17 protein-coding genes and 1 pseudogene are annotated in these 15,325 nt (G+C 56.6%); 9 read left to right on the forward strand and 9 right to left on the reverse strand.

Features of this window, described 5'->3' with window-relative positions:
- Positions 1 to 8 precede the first annotated feature (8 nt).
- Both nth and MMG91_RS15230 read left to right on the forward strand, forming a co-directional pair.
- Entirely contained in the window at positions 9 to 647 is a 639-nt protein-coding gene (gene nth, locus MMG91_RS15225) for an endonuclease III (protein ID WP_310660053.1), read from the forward strand.
- A 107-nt stretch (positions 648 to 754) separates the two neighbouring features.
- A complete protein-coding gene (locus tag MMG91_RS15230; RefSeq protein WP_310660054.1) occupies positions 755 to 934 on the forward strand; it encodes a PA3496 family putative envelope integrity protein in 180 nt (59 codons plus the stop codon).
- 91 nt (positions 935 to 1,025) lie between these two features.
- Here the strand turns inward: MMG91_RS15230 and MMG91_RS15235 are convergent, their stop codons facing one another.
- Complete coding sequence (locus MMG91_RS15235) at positions 1,026 to 1,652, reverse strand: response regulator transcription factor (RefSeq protein ID WP_305446715.1); 627 nt, start codon at positions 1,650 to 1,652, stop codon at positions 1,026 to 1,028.
- Between the two features lie 554 nt (positions 1,653 to 2,206).
- On the opposite strand from MMG91_RS15235, the gene MMG91_RS15240 reads away from it, so the two are divergent.
- On the forward strand, positions 2,207 to 2,782 hold the full coding sequence (locus tag MMG91_RS15240) for a hypothetical protein (RefSeq protein WP_305503083.1): 576 nt from the start codon (positions 2,207 to 2,209) through the stop codon (positions 2,780 to 2,782).
- 176 nt (positions 2,783 to 2,958) lie between these two features.
- Here MMG91_RS15240 and MMG91_RS15245 read toward each other — a convergent pair whose 3' ends face one another.
- Positions 2,959 to 4,176, reverse strand: a complete 1,218-nt coding sequence (locus tag MMG91_RS15245) for an argininosuccinate synthase (protein WP_223489117.1) — start codon at positions 4,174 to 4,176, stop codon at positions 2,959 to 2,961.
- 129 nt (positions 4,177 to 4,305) lie between these two features.
- Positions 4,306 to 5,214 (reverse strand): OmpA family protein, encoded by a 909-nt coding sequence (locus MMG91_RS15250; protein WP_310660055.1) that lies wholly within the window; start codon positions 5,212 to 5,214, stop codon positions 4,306 to 4,308.
- 157 nt (positions 5,215 to 5,371) lie between these two features.
- On the opposite strand from MMG91_RS15250, the gene pyrC reads away from it, so the two are divergent.
- Entirely contained in the window at positions 5,372 to 6,418 is a 1,047-nt protein-coding gene (gene pyrC, locus MMG91_RS15255; protein WP_305446718.1) for a dihydroorotase, read from the forward strand.
- On the forward strand, positions 6,415 to 7,092 hold the full coding sequence (rnt, locus tag MMG91_RS15260; protein WP_007898509.1) for a ribonuclease T: 678 nt from the start codon (positions 6,415 to 6,417) through the stop codon (positions 7,090 to 7,092). Before pyrC ends, rnt begins: the two co-directional genes overlap by 4 nt.
- Positions 7,093 to 7,179: 87 nt before the next feature.
- Here rnt and MMG91_RS15265 read toward each other — a convergent pair whose 3' ends face one another.
- Complete coding sequence (locus MMG91_RS15265; RefSeq protein WP_007898510.1) at positions 7,180 to 7,782, reverse strand: peroxiredoxin; 603 nt, start codon at positions 7,780 to 7,782, stop codon at positions 7,180 to 7,182.
- Positions 7,783 to 8,094: 312 nt separating this feature from the next.
- On the opposite strand from MMG91_RS15265, the gene MMG91_RS15270 reads away from it, so the two are divergent.
- Both MMG91_RS15270 and bfr read left to right on the forward strand, forming a co-directional pair.
- Positions 8,095 to 8,313: a bacterioferritin-associated ferredoxin gene (locus MMG91_RS15270; RefSeq protein ID WP_237884919.1), complete on the forward strand. Its 219-nt coding sequence runs from the start codon at positions 8,095 to 8,097 to the stop codon at positions 8,311 to 8,313.
- Between the two features lie 201 nt (positions 8,314 to 8,514).
- Positions 8,515 to 8,988, forward strand: a complete 474-nt coding sequence (gene bfr, locus MMG91_RS15275) for a bacterioferritin (RefSeq protein ID WP_019581554.1) — start codon at positions 8,515 to 8,517, stop codon at positions 8,986 to 8,988.
- 198 nt (positions 8,989 to 9,186) lie between these two features.
- Here bfr and grxD read toward each other — a convergent pair whose 3' ends face one another.
- The 3 genes from grxD to MMG91_RS15290 all read right to left on the reverse strand — a co-directional run bounded on the left by grxD (position 9,187) and on the right by MMG91_RS15290 (position 12,147).
- On the reverse strand, positions 9,187 to 9,528 hold the full coding sequence (gene grxD, locus MMG91_RS15280; protein WP_007898513.1) for a Grx4 family monothiol glutaredoxin: 342 nt from the start codon (positions 9,526 to 9,528) through the stop codon (positions 9,187 to 9,189).
- Positions 9,529 to 9,625: 97 nt separating this feature from the next.
- Positions 9,626 to 11,734, reverse strand: coding sequence for a molybdopterin oxidoreductase family protein (locus tag MMG91_RS15285; protein WP_310660056.1), 2,109 nt, complete (start codon positions 11,732 to 11,734; stop codon positions 9,626 to 9,628).
- 134 nt (positions 11,735 to 11,868) lie between these two features.
- Positions 11,869 to 12,147 carry a hypothetical protein gene (locus MMG91_RS15290; protein ID WP_310660057.1) on the reverse strand — a complete coding sequence of 93 codons (279 nt, stop codon included), beginning with the start codon at positions 12,145 to 12,147 and terminating at the stop codon, positions 11,869 to 11,871.
- A 388-nt stretch (positions 12,148 to 12,535) separates the two neighbouring features.
- On the opposite strand from MMG91_RS15290, the gene argF reads away from it, so the two are divergent.
- Both argF and MMG91_RS15300 read left to right on the forward strand, forming a co-directional pair.
- A complete protein-coding gene (gene argF / locus MMG91_RS15295) occupies positions 12,536 to 13,456 on the forward strand; it encodes an ornithine carbamoyltransferase (RefSeq protein WP_032830187.1) in 921 nt (306 codons plus the stop codon).
- Complete coding sequence (locus MMG91_RS15300) at positions 13,453 to 14,562, forward strand: ABC transporter ATP-binding protein (RefSeq protein ID WP_310660058.1); 1,110 nt, start codon at positions 13,453 to 13,455, stop codon at positions 14,560 to 14,562. Before argF ends, MMG91_RS15300 begins: the two co-directional genes overlap by 4 nt.
- Positions 14,563 to 14,621: 59 nt before the next feature.
- Here the strand turns inward: MMG91_RS15300 and MMG91_RS15305 are convergent.
- Both MMG91_RS15305 and ybaK read right to left on the reverse strand, forming a co-directional pair.
- A pseudogene (locus MMG91_RS15305) lies at positions 14,622 to 14,705 on the reverse strand (isomerase); the annotation flags it as partial.
- Between the two features lie 29 nt (positions 14,706 to 14,734).
- Positions 14,735 to 15,205, reverse strand: a complete 471-nt coding sequence (gene ybaK / locus MMG91_RS15310) for a Cys-tRNA(Pro) deacylase (protein ID WP_310660059.1) — start codon at positions 15,203 to 15,205, stop codon at positions 14,735 to 14,737.
- Positions 15,206 to 15,325 lie beyond the last annotated feature (120 nt).

Here is a 15,325-nt window from a genome sequence, read left to right on the forward strand (position 1 = left end):
CATCGCCCATGAATGCCGCAAAACGTCTTGAAATTTTCCGCAGGTTTCACGAAGACAACCCTGAACCGAAAACCGAACTGGCCTACTCCTCACCGTTCGAATTGCTGATTGCCGTGATCCTCTCGGCGCAGTCGACCGATGTCGGCGTCAACAAGGCCACCGCCAAACTGTTCCCGGTGGCCAATACGCCGGCGGCTATCCATGCCTTGGGCGTCGAAGGGCTGTCGGAGTACATCAAGACCATCGGCCTGTTCAACAGCAAAGCGAAAAACGTGATCGAAACCTGTCGCTTGCTGATGGAGCGCCATGGCGGTGAAGTACCGCAGACCCGCGAGGCACTGGAGGCATTGCCGGGCGTCGGGCGCAAGACCGCCAACGTGGTGCTCAATACCGCCTTTCGTCAGCTGACCATGGCCGTGGACACTCACATTTTCCGAGTCAGTAACCGTACCGGCATTGCTCCGGGCAAGAATGTGGTGGAGGTGGAACAGAAACTGATGAAATTCGTGCCGAAGGAATATCTGCTCGACGCCCATCATTGGCTGATTCTCCACGGGCGCTACGTTTGCCTGGCCCGCAAGCCGCGTTGTGGCAGCTGCCGAATCGAGGACTTGTGCGAATACAAGCAAAAGACTTCGGACGATTGAGGCTCTATTAGTTTTTTTGATGACTCGATTGAAAAAATCTTTTTTACCCGCCGGGAAATTGTCGATATAAGGAGCGCCAAAGGCAGCCTTAGCCTGGAGTTAACCTTATGAGTACTGGCAAAGAGCAATTGGACGTAGAAGACGACTTCACTCCCGTTGAGGCCGATGACGCTGAGCCGGTAGTGGAAACGGCAAAAACCAACCTGAGCAAACGCCGCACCATCGACAATCTGCTGGAGGAGCGCCGACTGCAGAAGCAATTGGCCGATTACGATTTTGACTTGTAACACTTAAAAGCCTCCCGAAACGGAGGCTTTTTACTAAGTGCCGACCCCTGATAAACGCCCGTTCATCTCGCCTCGACAAGCGCTGGTAGCTTCATACCAGGCCATTGCGTTGGGCCAATTCGATCAGGTCGACCAGTGAGCGAGCATTGAGCTTTAATAGAAGACGGGTCTTGTAAGTACTGACGGTTTTATTGCTGAGGAACATTCCATCGGCGATCTCCTTGTTTGTCTTTCCTCGGGCCAACTGTTGCAGGACCATCATCTCGCGCCCGGACAAACGATCCACCATATCAGATTCACTGGCGTTCCCAAGACTGGAACGCACAGTATGCAGAGCCTGATTGGGAAAGTAGCTGTAACCTGATAGCACGGCTTTTATTGCACTGAGCAACTCAGTGAGGTCCTGTTGTTTGCAGACATATCCGGCGGCGCCCGATTGCATACAGCGCATGGAAAAGTGCCCTGGCGCCTGGGAGGTCAAGATCAGTACTTTTATAGGCATCGCCGTTGATGTCAGACGCGCGATGACTTCCAACCCATCCAGTTTCGGTATTCCAATATCCAGAATGACAATATCCGGCATAAGATCACGGGCAAGTTGTAATGCGTCCACACCATTATCTGTCTCTGCAATGACTTCGTAGCCATGACGTTCCATTAGCATACGTACCGCAAGACGAATGACGGGGTGATCATCCACGATCAGCACTTTATTCATGGGCAAGTCCAATTTTCGCTGTTCGAATTTTTAGAGCCCGCACCATAGCCTAGTCGTTTCATCCATGGCATGCCGCACCCCCCGGCCACTCGTAGCGAGAGACATAGCCTACAAACAAAACGGATTATTCCTACAAAAAATCATTGCCACACGGAGCACCAGTGATTTCACTCGCCCAATATTGTTCAGCGTTCTGACATTTTTTTGTATCGCTTTACGACGCAAAAAAACACATAAAACAGAGTTCCACACCCACAATTCAGCATACATTGACTATTGAGCTACCCTTAAAAAGCAACGGATATTCTCCATCACTTATCGCACCTTTACTCAAACGAACAGGAAAAGCTCACACACCGTAACAGTTCACCCACAACACAGCTCCACAAACCTAAACAAACAATCAGCGACATCCAAACATACAACCCCTATACTAACTTCCATTATCAGAGCAAGAAAAAATAGAGTTCAACCCAACAGTAAAAACCTAATACATTAGTTATTACCGGCCCATAAACCAACCGAGAAAACACAATACTTCATGAGCAGAAAACATGAAAAAATTCAAAAAAAGAATCACCAACCCAATGACTATCATCGCCATTTTCGCAGCATTATCTGAAACTTCGGCCGCTGTATCTCTTCCCTTTCTTGATTATGAGGAGAGAGCGCTCTATGTCTGGTTTCTGATTAGTTTTCCCTTCTATTTACTTTTTCTTTTTTTCGTCACACTCAACTTCAACTATCGATCGCTTTACGCGCCCTCCGATTTCGAGAAGGAAGAACATTTCATAAAAATTATGGACAACGCTGATGACTCGGGAAACACCAGGGTAACGCATGAAAGCCCGGTCCCTCACCATGTGCAACTGCCTGCCCCCCTAAAGGATCTGCACATTGTTGATGCACGGTGGATACACAAAAAAATGGCGTTCAGCGCCCTGATGGAGAGTATTCAGCACCCTCCGGATAATCCTGCACAAGTGATCATATTTCTCACGTGTGCCAATTCGGATAAATTACTGAAGGAAAACACGCTCAAACATTGCAAACAAATAAAGAAACGCAACAGCGCAACGTTCTGTATTTCTTACAACTTGAGTTCACAGGGAGTGACGATTATGGGCTAGGTATTGAACTGTCGCACATCAGAAAGGCAGCCCTTGAAGCAAGACCAAGGACAGAAAGCAGAAGGAACGGTCAGCAAAAACAAGAAGAAAGCGAAACGCAATATGCATCATCCCCCTTTTCAAATTTGTGGCCTTGTCATGGACAAGGCCACAAATCCATTACCGACTCAAAGGTCTCAGAAAAGCTTCCGGCCTTTGTTCGCCGCGATGCGCATGCGCAAGGCGTTGAGCTTGATGAAGCCCGCCGCATCGGCCTGGTTGTAGGCGCCGCCATCTTCCTCGAAGGTCGCGATGTTGGCGTCGAACAACGACTCGTCGGACTTGCGGCCAGTGACGATCACATTGCCCTTGTACAGCTTCAGGCGCACTACGCCGTTCACATGGGCCTGGGAAGCGTCGATCATCTGTTGCAGCATCAGACGCTCAGGGCTCCACCAGTAACCGGTGTAGATCAGGCTGGCGTATTTAGGCATCAGCTCGTCTTTGAGGTGAGCCACTTCGCGGTCCAGGGTGATCGATTCGATCGCACGGTGAGCGCGCAGCATGATGGTGCCGCCCGGGGTCTCGTAGCAGCCGCGGGACTTCATGCCGACGTAGCGGTTTTCAACGATGTCCAGACGGCCGATACCGTGTTCGCCACCGATACGGTTCAAGGTCGCCAGCACGGTGGCCGGGGTCATTTCGACGCCGTCCAGTGCGACGATATCGCCGTTGCGGTAGGTCAGTTCCAGGTATTGCGCTTTGTCAGGAGCCTTCTCCGGGGAGACGGTCCAGCGCCACATGTCTTCTTCGTGCTCGGTCCAGGTGTCTTCCAGCACGCCGCCTTCATAGGAAATGTGCAGCAGGTTGGCATCCATCGAATACGGGGATTTTTTCTTGCCGTGACGCTCGATCGGGATCGCGTGCTTCTCGGCGTAATCCATCAGCTTTTCACGGGAGAGCAGATCCCATTCGCGCCAAGGAGCGATCACTTTCACGCCTGGCTTCAAGGCGTAGGCGCCCAGTTCGAAACGAACCTGGTCGTTGCCCTTGCCGGTCGCGCCGTGGGAAATGGCGTCAGCGCCGGTTTCGTTGGCGATTTCGATCAGGCGCTTGGCGATCAACGGACGAGCGATGGAAGTACCCAGCAGGTACTCGCCTTCGTAAACGGTGTTGGCGCGGAACATCGGGAACACGAAATCGCGCACGAATTCTTCGCGCAGATCGTCGATGTAGATTTCTTTTACGCCCATGGCCTGAGCCTTGGCGCGGGCCGGTTCGACCTCTTCGCCCTGACCCAGGTCAGCGGTGAAGGTCACTACTTCACAGTTATAAGTATCCTGCAGCCACTTGAGGATCACCGAAGTGTCCAGGCCGCCGGAATACGCCAGAACGACCTTGTTTACGTCCGCCATGCCATCACTCCACGGGGTTCTACGGAAAGCCGTCAAGTCTACCGCTCATGCAGGATAATTTACAGAGGCGCGACAGCTTATGACGACGAAGCGACAGATTATGTCGAGCGAGCGACGACTTCAGCAGGTTCAGGAGGCCTTCGCGCTGCCCGCGGAAGCAGTGGCTTGAGGCGTCGGTTGCTCGGTCGGCGCTACCCGCTCGAGGCGTACGGCAACCCGACGGTTCTTCGCCCGATTGGCGGCATTGTTGTTCGGCGCCAGAGGATAGCGCTCACCGTGAAAACGCAGGGTGATCTGCGATTCCTGGACACCATTGGCCTTGAAGAAGTCCATTACGGCCAGCGCCCTGCGTCGTGACAGTTCGCGGTTGGTCAGTCGGTTGCCGCTATTGTCGGAGTGGCCGTCGAGCTCGATGTGGTTGACCGTCGGGTCGGCTTTCATGAATTCCAGCATAACCTGCAAATGGGCTTTGGCCCGGGCATCGAGGTCAATGCCCTCCCCCGGAAAGCCGACTTCGGATTGCTTCACCTGCTCGAAATTCTGCGGTAGCAACTTGGCCACGCAACCCTGATAGTCACTGTAGGCCTTGCTGAATTTGACCGGCAGCAGACGGACTTCAGACACCCGGCCGTCGCCTGAGGAGTGTCGAACGACCGGGCTGCGGCCATCCATCAACCCGCTGATCAGGCGCCCGGCTTGAACTTGCGAGCTGTTGAACAGCACGTTGCCACTGCCGATTCGCACCGAGCCCAGGTTGATGTCGCCACGCCCCGGCTGCCATGGTGCAGCGGCCGCCAGCAAGGTCGCGGAACCGCCACCGATCATCGAGTTGTAAGCCTTCAAGCGAAATGTCGCCTGCTCGCCGGCACGACGCACGAACTCACCCGAGCCGAAATCGGTGATGGGTTGAGTCAGGCGGCATTCGAACTTGTCGCCTTCGACCGTCCACTCGATGCTCTCCAGACGAGTCTGGAAAGTGAGCGCCATCGCAGGAAGGCTGGCAAACACACTGAGCAAGGCTAGATAACGCTGGCGCACGGGAGGCTCCACTGGTTTCTGCAACAAAAAGACCGACACACATATTTACGGCATACCTGTTGGATATCGGAAGCTTGCCGCAAAACTTGATAGCGAGTGCCTGGAAGAGTCTTTTCCGGTAGCATTCCCCTGAGTTTGACCCGCCTGGAATCCCCTCATGTCCGACCGCCTGACCCTGCTGCGTCCCGACGACTGGCATATTCATCTTCGTGATGGTGCTGTGTTGCCCAATACCGTCGCGGATGTCGCGCGCACCTTTGGTCGCGCCATCATCATGCCCAACCTGGTACCGCCAGTGCGCAACGCGGCTGAAGCCAATGGCTATCGCCAGCGGATTCTCGCCGCCCGTCCGGCTGGCAGCCGTTTCGAACCGCTGATGGTTCTGTACCTGACCGACCGCACCCAGCCCGAAGAAATTCGTGAGGCCAAGGCCAGCGGTTTCGTTCACGCCGCCAAGCTGTACCCGGCCGGCGCGACCACCAACTCGGATTCTGGCGTCACCAGCATCGACAAGATTTTCCCCGCACTCGAGGCCATGGCCGAAGTCGGGATGCCCTTGTTGGTTCATGGTGAGGTCACCCGTGGCGATGTCGACGTTTTCGATCGCGAAAAAATCTTCATCGATGAACACATGCGTCGAGTGGTCGAGCGTTTCCCGACCCTCAAAGTGGTGTTCGAACACATCACCACCTCCGACGCCGTGCAGTTCGTCAATGAGGCTTCGGCCAATGTCGGTGCAACCATCACCGCGCACCACCTGCTGTACAACCGCAACCACATGCTGGTGGGCGGGATTCGGCCGCACTTCTATTGCCTGCCGATCCTCAAGCGCAATACCCATCAGGAAGCCCTGCTCGACGCCGCCACCAGCGGCAGCGACAAATTCTTCCTCGGCACCGACTCCGCGCCCCATGCCCAGCACGCCAAAGAAGCGGCGTGCGGCTGTGCCGGTTGCTACACCGCTTATGCCGCGATCGAGATGTATGCCGAAGCCTTTGAACAGCGCAACGCGCTGGACAAGCTCGAAGCCTTCGCCAGCCTCAACGGCCCGCGTTTCTACGGCCTGCCGGTGAACACCGATCGCATCACCCTGGTCCGCGATGAGTGGACCGCCCCAACCAGCCTGCCGTTTGGCGAGCTGACCGTAATCCCGCTGCGCGCCGGTGAAAAACTGCGCTGGCGCCTGCTGGAGGAACACGCGTGAGTGAAGACCATTTCGACGACGAACAGGACGGTAATGGCGGCGGAGGCGGTTCCCGCCATCCAATGGCAGCCAGGTTCCGTGGTTACCTGCCGGTCGTTGTCGACGTAGAAACCGGTGGCTTCAACTCGGCCACCGATGCCCTGCTGGAAATCGCCGCCACCGTGATCGGCATGGATGAAAAAGGCTTTGTGTACCCTGAGCACACCTATTTCTTCCGGGTCGAGCCTTTCGAAGGCGCGAACATCGAAGCGGCAGCCCTGGAGTTCACCGGGATCAAGCTTGATCACCCATTGCGCATGGCCGTGAGTGAAGAAGCGGCCCTGACCGATATCTTCCGCGGTGTGCGCAAGGCTCTGAAGGCCAACGGTTGCAAACGGGCGATTCTGGTCGGGCACAACAGCAGCTTCGACCTGGGCTTCCTCAACGCCGCTGTCGCGCGCCTGGACATGAAACGCAACCCGTTTCACCCGTTTTCCAGCTTCGACACGGCGACCCTCGCCGGCCTGGCCTACGGTCAAACCGTATTGGCCAAGGCCTGCCAGGCAGCGGATATCGACTTCGACGGTCGCGAGGCCCACTCGGCCCGCTACGACACCGAGAAGACGGCTGACCTGTTCTGCGGCATCGTCAACCGCTGGAAACAAATGGGCGGCTGGGAAGATTACAACGACTGATCCAGCCACAAAGTGAACAACATGGGTTTATCCCGCCCATAAAAAAACCGGCCTCATCAGCCGGTTTTTTTATGCCTCGAACGTGCCTTACAGCGCAGCAGCGTTCTCGGTCAGGTAAGCCGCAACACCTTCGGTGGAAGCGGTCATGCCTTTGTCGCCTTTTTTCCAGTTGGCAGGGCAAACTTCGCCGTGCTCTTCGTGGAATTGCAGAGCGTCAACCAGACGGATCAGCTCTTCGATGTTACGGCCCAGCGGCAGGTCGTTGATGATCTGCGAGCGGACAACGCCTTTGTCGTCGATCAGGAATGCGCCACGGAAAGCCACGCCGCCTTCGGACTCAACGTCGTAGGCCTTGGCGATTTCGTGCTTCAGGTCGGCCGCCATGGTGTAGCGAACTTCGCCGATGCCACCATTGTTGACCGGGGTGTTGCGCCAGGCGTTGTGGGTGAAGTGCGAGTCGATCGAAACGGCTACCACTTCCACGTTGCGTGCCTTGAAGTCAGACATGCGGTTGTCCAGAGCGATCAGCTCGGACGGGCAAACGAAGGTGAAGTCCAGTGGGTAGAAGAACACCAGGCCGTATTTGCCTTTGATGGCCGAAGACAGGGTGAAGCTGTCTACGATTTCGCCATTGCCGAGTACGGCCGGTACGGTGAAGTCAGGGGCTTGTTTGCCTACGAGTACGCTCATTGGATATCTCCTGGTGTAATAACGTTGAAGAACAGGGTTCATGCCAGCCTGTCACCCTCAGGCGACAGCCCTGTGACACGAACCTCCTTCGCAAAAGGCCGACCATCATACACCGCGTTTTTCGCCTGTCCTCAACGGTTTTTTCTTGAAGGTAAAAAGGCCGCTGCTATATTTTTTTCATGGCAGCTGTGAAGGCCGTTCGTCAGTCACACGCCTTTATGACGAAAAGCTTTCAGAAACCACTTTGACAATCATTCTCGTTAACATTAAGATCCATCGCAATTGAGTCACAACCAGCGACGGTTCTCACTTATGTATGTCTGCCTCTGCACTGGCGTCACCGACGGTCAAATCCGCGATGCAATCTATGAAGGTTGCTGCAGCTACAAGGAAGTCCGTCAGGCTACCGGCGTAGCGAGCCAATGCGGCAAATGCGCTTGCCTGGCCAAGGAAGTGGTGCGCGAAACACTGGGCAAGCTGCAATCAGCCCAGGCGGCGATTCCCTACCCCGCAGAATTTACCGCCGCATAACTACCCGTATTTCGAAGAACCGGACTTGATGTCCGGTTTTTTTATGTCTGAAAATCAATCGCTTAGGGCCTAGACGCGGAACACAAACATTCTTATTCCGATTAATTTTCATTTAAGTTTCAATAACTTAGGTTTGACACTATTAATTACGCAGCTCAAACTCTGCCTTATATACAGCTAATACAGGGCAGGACTCCGACCATGAAAGGCGACGTTACAGTCATCCAGCATCTCAACAAAATCCTTGGCAATGAGCTGGTCGCAATCAATCAGTACTTCCTGCATGCGCGCATGTATGAAGATTGGGGCCTGAACAAGCTCGGCAAACACGAGTACCACGAATCCATCGACGAGATGAAGCATGCTGACAAGCTGATCAAACGCATCCTGTTCCTTGAAGGCCTGCCGAACGTCCAGGACCTGGGCAAGCTGCACATCGGCGAACACACCAAGGAAATGCTTGAGTGCGACTTGAAGATCGAACGCGACGGCCATGCCGACCTGAAAGTCGCTATCGCTCATTGCGAAACCGTCGGCGACTTCGGTAGCCGTGAACTGCTCGAAGACATTCTTGAATCCGAAGAAGAACATATCGACTGGCTGGAAACCCAACTGGGCCTGATCGATAAAGTCGGTCTTGAGAACTATCTGCAATCGCAGATGGGCGAAGAGTAAATTCTGCACCGTTAATTGCGATGCAATAAAAAGCCCCGCTCTCTTTTAAAGAGGCGGGGCTTTTTTAATGACCGAATTCCAGGCTCACCCTGGAACAAATGTGGGAGCGGGCTTGCTCGCGAAAGCGGTAGGTCAGTCAACTTATCTGTTGAATGTTGTACCGCCTTCGCGAGCAAGCCCGCTCCCACACACAGCGAATCAGGCGTCTGTCTTGTTGGCAGCAGCAGCTTCAACAGCAGCCTTGATGGTGGCTTGCAACGAACCGTCAGCAGCCATCTCAGTCATGATGTCGCTACCGCCGACCAGCTCACCGCCGACCCACAGTTGCGGGAAGGTTGGCCAGTTGGCGTACTTAGGCAGGTTGGCGCGGATTTCCGGGTTCTGCAGGATGTCCACATAGGCAAACTTTTCGCCACAGGCCATTACAGCCTGAGCGGCTTTCGCGGAGAACCCACACTGTGGGGCATTCGGCGAGCCTTTCATGTAAAGCAGAATGGTGTTGTTGGCAATCTGCTCTTTAATCGTTTCGATGATATCCATGGAGCACCTCGGCTGAACTTTCCGACTCAGTGGTCGGCACGGTGGCGCATTGTAACGGAAACCCGAGCGCCATGCTCGGCCTCCCCGACAGACATGTTCACGCCGCCGCCACGGTCACCGGTACGCCGTTCAACGCCGCATTGCCCGATAACTCATCGAGCTGACATTCGTCAGTCAGGTCATTGGCGCTGGAGCCGGGTTGACCGCTGGCAATCGTCATCTGCACACCCGGTCGCGCATGACCCCAACCGTGAGGAAGGCTGACCACACCTTTCATCATATCCAGGCTGGCGACCACTTCAACCTCGATTACGCCGACCCGCGAACTGACGCGCACCCGCTGCCCATCGCTGAGCCCGCGGCTGGCCAGGTCGTCCGGGTTCATCAGCAGTTGATGACGCGGTTTGCCCTTCACCAGACGGTGATAGTTGTGCATCCATGAGTTGTTGCTGCGCACATGGCGACGGCCGATCATCAGCAACTCATCGGCGGCCGGTGCTTGTAGTGCCTCAAAGCGCGCCAGGTCGGCGAGAATCTCGACAGGCGCTGCCTGGACTCGCTGATTGGCGGTCTTCAGGCGTGGCGCCAGGTTGGGTTTGAGCGCCCCGAGATCGATACCGTGAGGATGATCGAACAAGGTCGCCAGCGACAGCTTGTGCTCTGAAGCGTCACCATACAGGCCCATCCGCAGCCCTCGGTCGATCATCTGCGCTGGCGCAATGGTCGGTTTCAGCTCTTTGCCGGTCTTGGCCGCAAAGGCTTTGGCCAGCCCCACGAAAATTTCCCAGTCATGCAGCGCGCCTTCGGGCTTGGCGAGGATCGCCCGGTTGAAGCGGGTGACGTTGCGCACCGCAAACATGTTGAACGTGGTGTCGTAATGATCGTTTTCCAGCGCCGAAGTCGACGGCAGGATCAGGTCGGCATAACGCGTGGTTTCATTGATGTAGAGGTCGACACTGACCATGAACTCCAATCCGTCCAGTGCCTGCTCCAGTTGTCGGCCATTGGGCGTGGACAGTACCGGATTACCCGCCACGGTGATCAGCGCGCGGACCTGCCCTTCCCCCTCGGTGAGCATCTCTTCGGCCAGCGCCGATACCGGCAGTTCTCCAGCGTATTCCGGACGCCCGGACACCCGGCTCTGCCACCGGTTGAAATGTCCACCCGAGGTCGACGCCACCAGATCCACCGCAGGCTCGGTACACAACGCACCGCCCACCCGGTCGAGGTTGCCCGTGACCAGATTGATCAGTTGCACCAGCCAATGGCACAGGGTGCCGAAAGCCTGGGTCGAAACGCCCATGCGACCGTAGCAGACCGCTGTCGGTGCTGCCGCGAAGTCCCGTGCCAGTTGACGGATCTGCTCGGCGGGCACCGCGCACAGCGGGCTCATGACGTCGGCGGTGAAACCTGCGATCGCCTCACGCACCTCATCCAGGCCATCGACCGGCAAATGACTGTCGCGGGTCAGGCTTTCAGCAAACAAGGTATTGAGCAACCCGAACAACAGCGCCGCATCGCCACCGGGGCGCACGAACAGGTGCTGATCGGCAATCGCCGCCGTTTCGCTGCGACGCGGATCGACCACCACCACTTTGCCGCCCCGGGCCTGAATCGCCTTGAGGCGCTTCTCTACATCCGGCACGGTCATGATGCTGCCGTTGGAGGCCAGTGGATTGCCGCCCAGGATCAGCATGAAATCGGTGTGATCGATGTCCGGGATCGGCAACAGCAAGCCGTGGCCGTACATCAAGTGACTGGTGAGGTGATGGGGCAACTGATCGACCGACGTCGCGGAAAACCGGTTGCGGGTTTTCAGCAGGCCAAGGAAGTAATTGCTGTGGGTCATCAACCCGTAGTTGTGCACGCTGGGATTACCCTGATAGACCGCCACCGCGTTCTGCCCGTGACGCTCCTGAATCGCCGCCAGGTGTTCGGCCACAAGGCTGAAAGCGTCTTCCCACTCGATAGGCTGCCATTCGCCGCCAACTCGCCGCATCGGATGACGCAGGCGATCCGGATCGTTCTGAATGTCTTGCAGCGCAACTGCCTTGGGGCAGATATGCCCGCGGCTGAAGGTGTCCTGCGGATCCCCCTTGATCGAGGTGATCTGTACGCCGCTGCCTTCGACCTCAGTCGTTTCGATGGTCAGGCCACAGATGGCTTCACACAGGTGGCACGCACGGTGATGGAGAGTCTTGGTCATGGCCAGTCTCTATTTTGTTCTGGGCGGGCAATGTCGGCCGCGGGAACAAAACTATGGCGCGCGATCCGCCCCTTTGCCAGCGACGTTCGTCTTGTGAATCGGCGACCATCAGGCCAGCCGATGGCAGCAGCCAATCAGTTCGGCGGCGCCTGCAACTGGATCTCCTCGATGGTTTCGATCTGCTCGTGGGCAATATGCACGCCGGTGAGCTCGCCAATCAGTCGCCAATGCTCGTCGAGCCCGGTGCTGATGGTAGCCATGCGGTCGATCATGCGCCGGCCGGCCGCGTTCGTGACTTCGTCTTCACTGCGCAACAACTCGAAAGACATCGAGGTCATGGAAGCAGTGAGGTGAGTCAGAGTGCGGGCCGTAAGGCCAAGTAGTTCCATCAACAGTTGTTCTTTCGATTCCATTCCAAGGGCTTCCCGCGTCGCTCGTGTCCTAGTTATAGCAAATATTCCGAGCAAGACACATTGCCCGCCAAACGCTCGAATGACATATCGAAAACCGACCGTCAGCGTGTCGCCCGCGCCCTGTTTGATTGCCAAGCCCGGCAAGCCCGGTGTACAAATGGTTAGCTGCTGTCAGGAAACAGGCTTCAAAAGCGCTACTGCGGTCACCCCGTAGCCCCTCTGAAATCCCCTAAACACCGTAGCCTATTGGAAAAACGCGACATTTAATGTCAATATCGCGCCTCCCCCTATTTCGTCGCCCCGTGCGGCTTACGCCGCAGGTCTCGCCCGTTTTTCAGTTAAACAAGGCTTTGAGTATCTGCGGTCTGTTGCAAAAAGGTAGTCAATGATGAGCGCAAGGCACTTTCTCTCCCTGATGGATTGCACGCCCGAAGAGCTGGTCAGCGTGATCCGTCGAGGCGTTGAGCTCAAGGACCTGCGTAACCGCGGCGTACTGTTCGAGCCTTTGAAGAACCGCGTCCTGGGGATGATTTTCGAGAAGTCCTCGACCCGCACCCGCATTTCGTTCGAAGCCGGCATGATCCAGCTCGGTGGCCAGGCGATTTTCCTGTCGCCACGCGATACGCAACTGGGTCGTGGCGAGCCGATCGGCGACTGCGCCATTGTCATGTCGAGCATGCTCGATGCGGTGATGATTCGTACCTTTGCCCACAGCACCCTGACCGAATTCGCCGCCAACTCCCGCGTACCGGTGATCAACGGCCTGTCCGATGACCTGCATCCCTGCCAGTTGCTGGCCGACATGCAAACCTTCCTCGAACACCGCGGTTCGATTCAAGGCAAGACCGTGGCCTGGATCGGCGATGGCAATAACATGTGCAACAGCTATATAGAAGCGGCGATCCAGTTCGACTTCCAGTTGCGCATCGCCTGCCCGGAAGGTTACGAACCCAACCCCGAGTTCGTGGCTAAAGCCGGCGATCGGGTGACCATCGTCCGCGATCCGCAGGAAGCCGTGCGCGGCGCGCACCTGGTGAGCACCGACGTCTGGACCTCCATGGGCCAGGAAGAGGAGACCGCCAAGCGTCTGAAGTTGTTCGCACCGTTCCAGGTCAACCGTGCCCTGCTCGACCTGGCCGCGCCGGACGTGCTGTTCATGCATTGCCTGCCGGCCCACCGTGGCGAGGAAATCAGCCTCGACCTGCTCGACGACTCGCGTTCAGTGGCCTGGGATCAAGCCGAAAACCGTCTTCACGCACAAAAGGCCCTGCTCGAATTCCTCGTTCCGCCTTCGTACCACCACGCATGAGCCAGCCATTACTGCTGAACCTGCGCAATCTGGCCTGTGGTTATCAAAACCAGAGGGTCGTGCAAAACCTCAACCTGCATTTGAATGCCGGCGATATCGGTTGCCTGCTGGGGTCTTCGGGCTGCGGCAAAACCACCACCCTGCGGGCGATTGCCGGTTTCGAACCGGTGTACGAAGGTGAAATCCAGTTGGCGGGCGAGACCATCTCCAGCGCCGGCTTCACCCTCGCCCCGGAGAAGCGCCGAATCGGCATGGTGTTCCAGGATTACGCACTGTTTCCGCATTTGAGCGTGGCCGAGAACATCGCTTTCGGGATCCGCAAGCATCCGCAAAAGGATCGCATCACCGAAGAGCTGCTCGAACTGGTCAACCTGAAAAACCTCGGCAAGCGCTTCCCCCATGAACTGTCCGGCGGCCAGCAGCAACGTGTGGCATTGGCCCGCGCCCTGGCGCCGGAACCGCAACTGCTGTTGCTCGACGAACCGTTTTCCAACCTCGATGGCGAATTGCGACGTAAGCTCAGTCATGAAGTACGCGGCATTCTCAAGGCTCGCGGCACCAGTGCGATCCTGGTAACCCACGATCAGGAAGAAGCCTTCGCGGTCAGCGACCACGTGGGCGTTTTCAAGGAAGGTCGCCTGGAACAGTGGGACACGCCCTACAACCTCTATCACGAACCCCTGACGCCATTCGTGGCCAGTTTCATTGGCCAGGGTTACTTCATTCGCGGTCAGTTGAGCAGCCCGGAATCGGTGCAGACCGAGTTGGGTGAATTGCGCGGCAACCGTGCCTACACTTGGCCAATCGGTTGTGCCGTGGACGTATTGTTGCGTCCGGACGATATCGTCTATGCGCCGGATAGCCCACTGAGGGCGCAGATTGTTGGCAAGAGCTTCCAGGGGGCATCGACTCTGTACCGCTTACAGCTACCTACGGGCGCGCAGCTGGAGTCTATTTTCCCCAGTCATGCCGATCATCTGGTCGGTGCCGAAGTAGGCATTCGAGTGGCGGCTGAACACCTGGTGCTGTTCCAGGCCTCCGGCAGCACCGCAGCGCAGATTCCAGTGATCGAATCCGGTGTCCGACGGCACAGCACCGCTAGTTGAAGAACGCGGACATGTGGGAGCGGCGATGGGCGATCCCACATTGGATTTGGGTTAATCCACATTAGTGTTCCGCTCGCAACCAGCGTCGCATTCCCGCCAATACACACTCTCCCCCCTTCCAGTTGGTAGAACAACTCCCCCGCTCCGCGCCGAACACTGATGAGCCTTCTGCTCAGGCACGACCGATATCGGCGAACTTCGCCTGTGTGTGTTCGGCCAACACGGCGGGCGCCAGTTCAACTTCCAGACCGCGCCGTCCGGCGCTCACGAAAATGTTGGAAAAAGGCTGAGCCGACTGATCGATAAAAGTGCGCAGGCGCTTCTTCTGCCCGAGCGGACTGATGCCGCCCAACAGATACCCCGTCGACCGCTGTGCAGCCGCGGGATCGGCCATTTCGACTTTTTTCACGCCGGCGGCCTGCGCCAGTGCTTTCAAATCCAGACTTCCGACGACCGGCACCACCGCCACCAACAATTCCCCCTTTTCGCTGGCCGCCAGCAATGTCTTGAACACCTGCGCGGGGTCCAGGCCCAGTTTTTCCGCGGCCTCCAGACCATAGGACGCTGCCTTCGGATCATGTTCGTAACTGTGCACGCGATGTTCGGCACGAACTTTTTTCAACAAATCCAATGCGGGGGTCATGACAGCTCCAGACTTGGCGGCAGAAGAAAAATACTGCGCAGGATTCTAGGTTATTGATCAATAAAAGGCTCTATTGCGGTGCTATTTCCAAGGCCTGGCCGGGCTTTCGGTCGTTCGTCC

It is taken from the genome of Pseudomonas sp. JL3, assembly GCF_031570575.1.
Classification (GTDB): domain Bacteria; phylum Pseudomonadota; class Gammaproteobacteria; order Pseudomonadales; family Pseudomonadaceae; genus Aquipseudomonas; species Aquipseudomonas cucumis.

Excerpts from the sequence above, each read along its gene's own strand:
- MMG91_RS15300 (WP_310660058.1), top strand. The coding sequence starts at position 13,453 with ATGAGCCAGCCATTACTGCTGAACCTGCGCAATCTGGCCTGTGGTTAT.
- nth (WP_310660053.1), top strand. The coding sequence starts at position 9 with ATGAATGCCGCAAAACGTCTTGAAATTTTCCGCAGGTTTCACGAAGAC.
- MMG91_RS15290 (WP_310660057.1), bottom strand. The coding sequence starts at position 12,147 with ATGGAATCGAAAGAACAACTGTTGATGGAACTACTTGGCCTTACGGCC.
- pyrC (WP_305446718.1), top strand. The coding sequence starts at position 5,372 with ATGTCCGACCGCCTGACCCTGCTGCGTCCCGACGACTGGCATATTCAT.
- MMG91_RS15240 (WP_305503083.1), top strand. The coding sequence starts at position 2,207 with ATGAAAAAATTCAAAAAAAGAATCACCAACCCAATGACTATCATCGCC.
- grxD (WP_007898513.1), bottom strand. The coding sequence starts at position 9,528 with ATGGATATCATCGAAACGATTAAAGAGCAGATTGCCAACAACACCATT.
- MMG91_RS15285 (WP_310660056.1), bottom strand. The coding sequence starts at position 11,734 with ATGACCAAGACTCTCCATCACCGTGCGTGCCACCTGTGTGAAGCCATC.
- MMG91_RS15270 (WP_237884919.1), top strand. The coding sequence starts at position 8,095 with ATGTATGTCTGCCTCTGCACTGGCGTCACCGACGGTCAAATCCGCGAT.
- MMG91_RS15235 (WP_305446715.1), bottom strand. The coding sequence starts at position 1,652 with ATGAATAAAGTGCTGATCGTGGATGATCACCCCGTCATTCGTCTTGCG.
- MMG91_RS15245 (WP_223489117.1), bottom strand. The coding sequence starts at position 4,176 with ATGGCGGACGTAAACAAGGTCGTTCTGGCGTATTCCGGCGGCCTGGAC.
- MMG91_RS15230 (WP_310660054.1), top strand. The coding sequence starts at position 755 with ATGAGTACTGGCAAAGAGCAATTGGACGTAGAAGACGACTTCACTCCC.
- ybaK (WP_310660059.1), bottom strand. The coding sequence starts at position 15,205 with ATGACCCCCGCATTGGATTTGTTGAAAAAAGTTCGTGCCGAACATCGC.
- MMG91_RS15265 (WP_007898510.1), bottom strand. The coding sequence starts at position 7,782 with ATGAGCGTACTCGTAGGCAAACAAGCCCCTGACTTCACCGTACCGGCC.
- argF (WP_032830187.1), top strand. The coding sequence starts at position 12,536 with ATGAGCGCAAGGCACTTTCTCTCCCTGATGGATTGCACGCCCGAAGAG.
- bfr (WP_019581554.1), top strand. The coding sequence starts at position 8,515 with ATGAAAGGCGACGTTACAGTCATCCAGCATCTCAACAAAATCCTTGGC.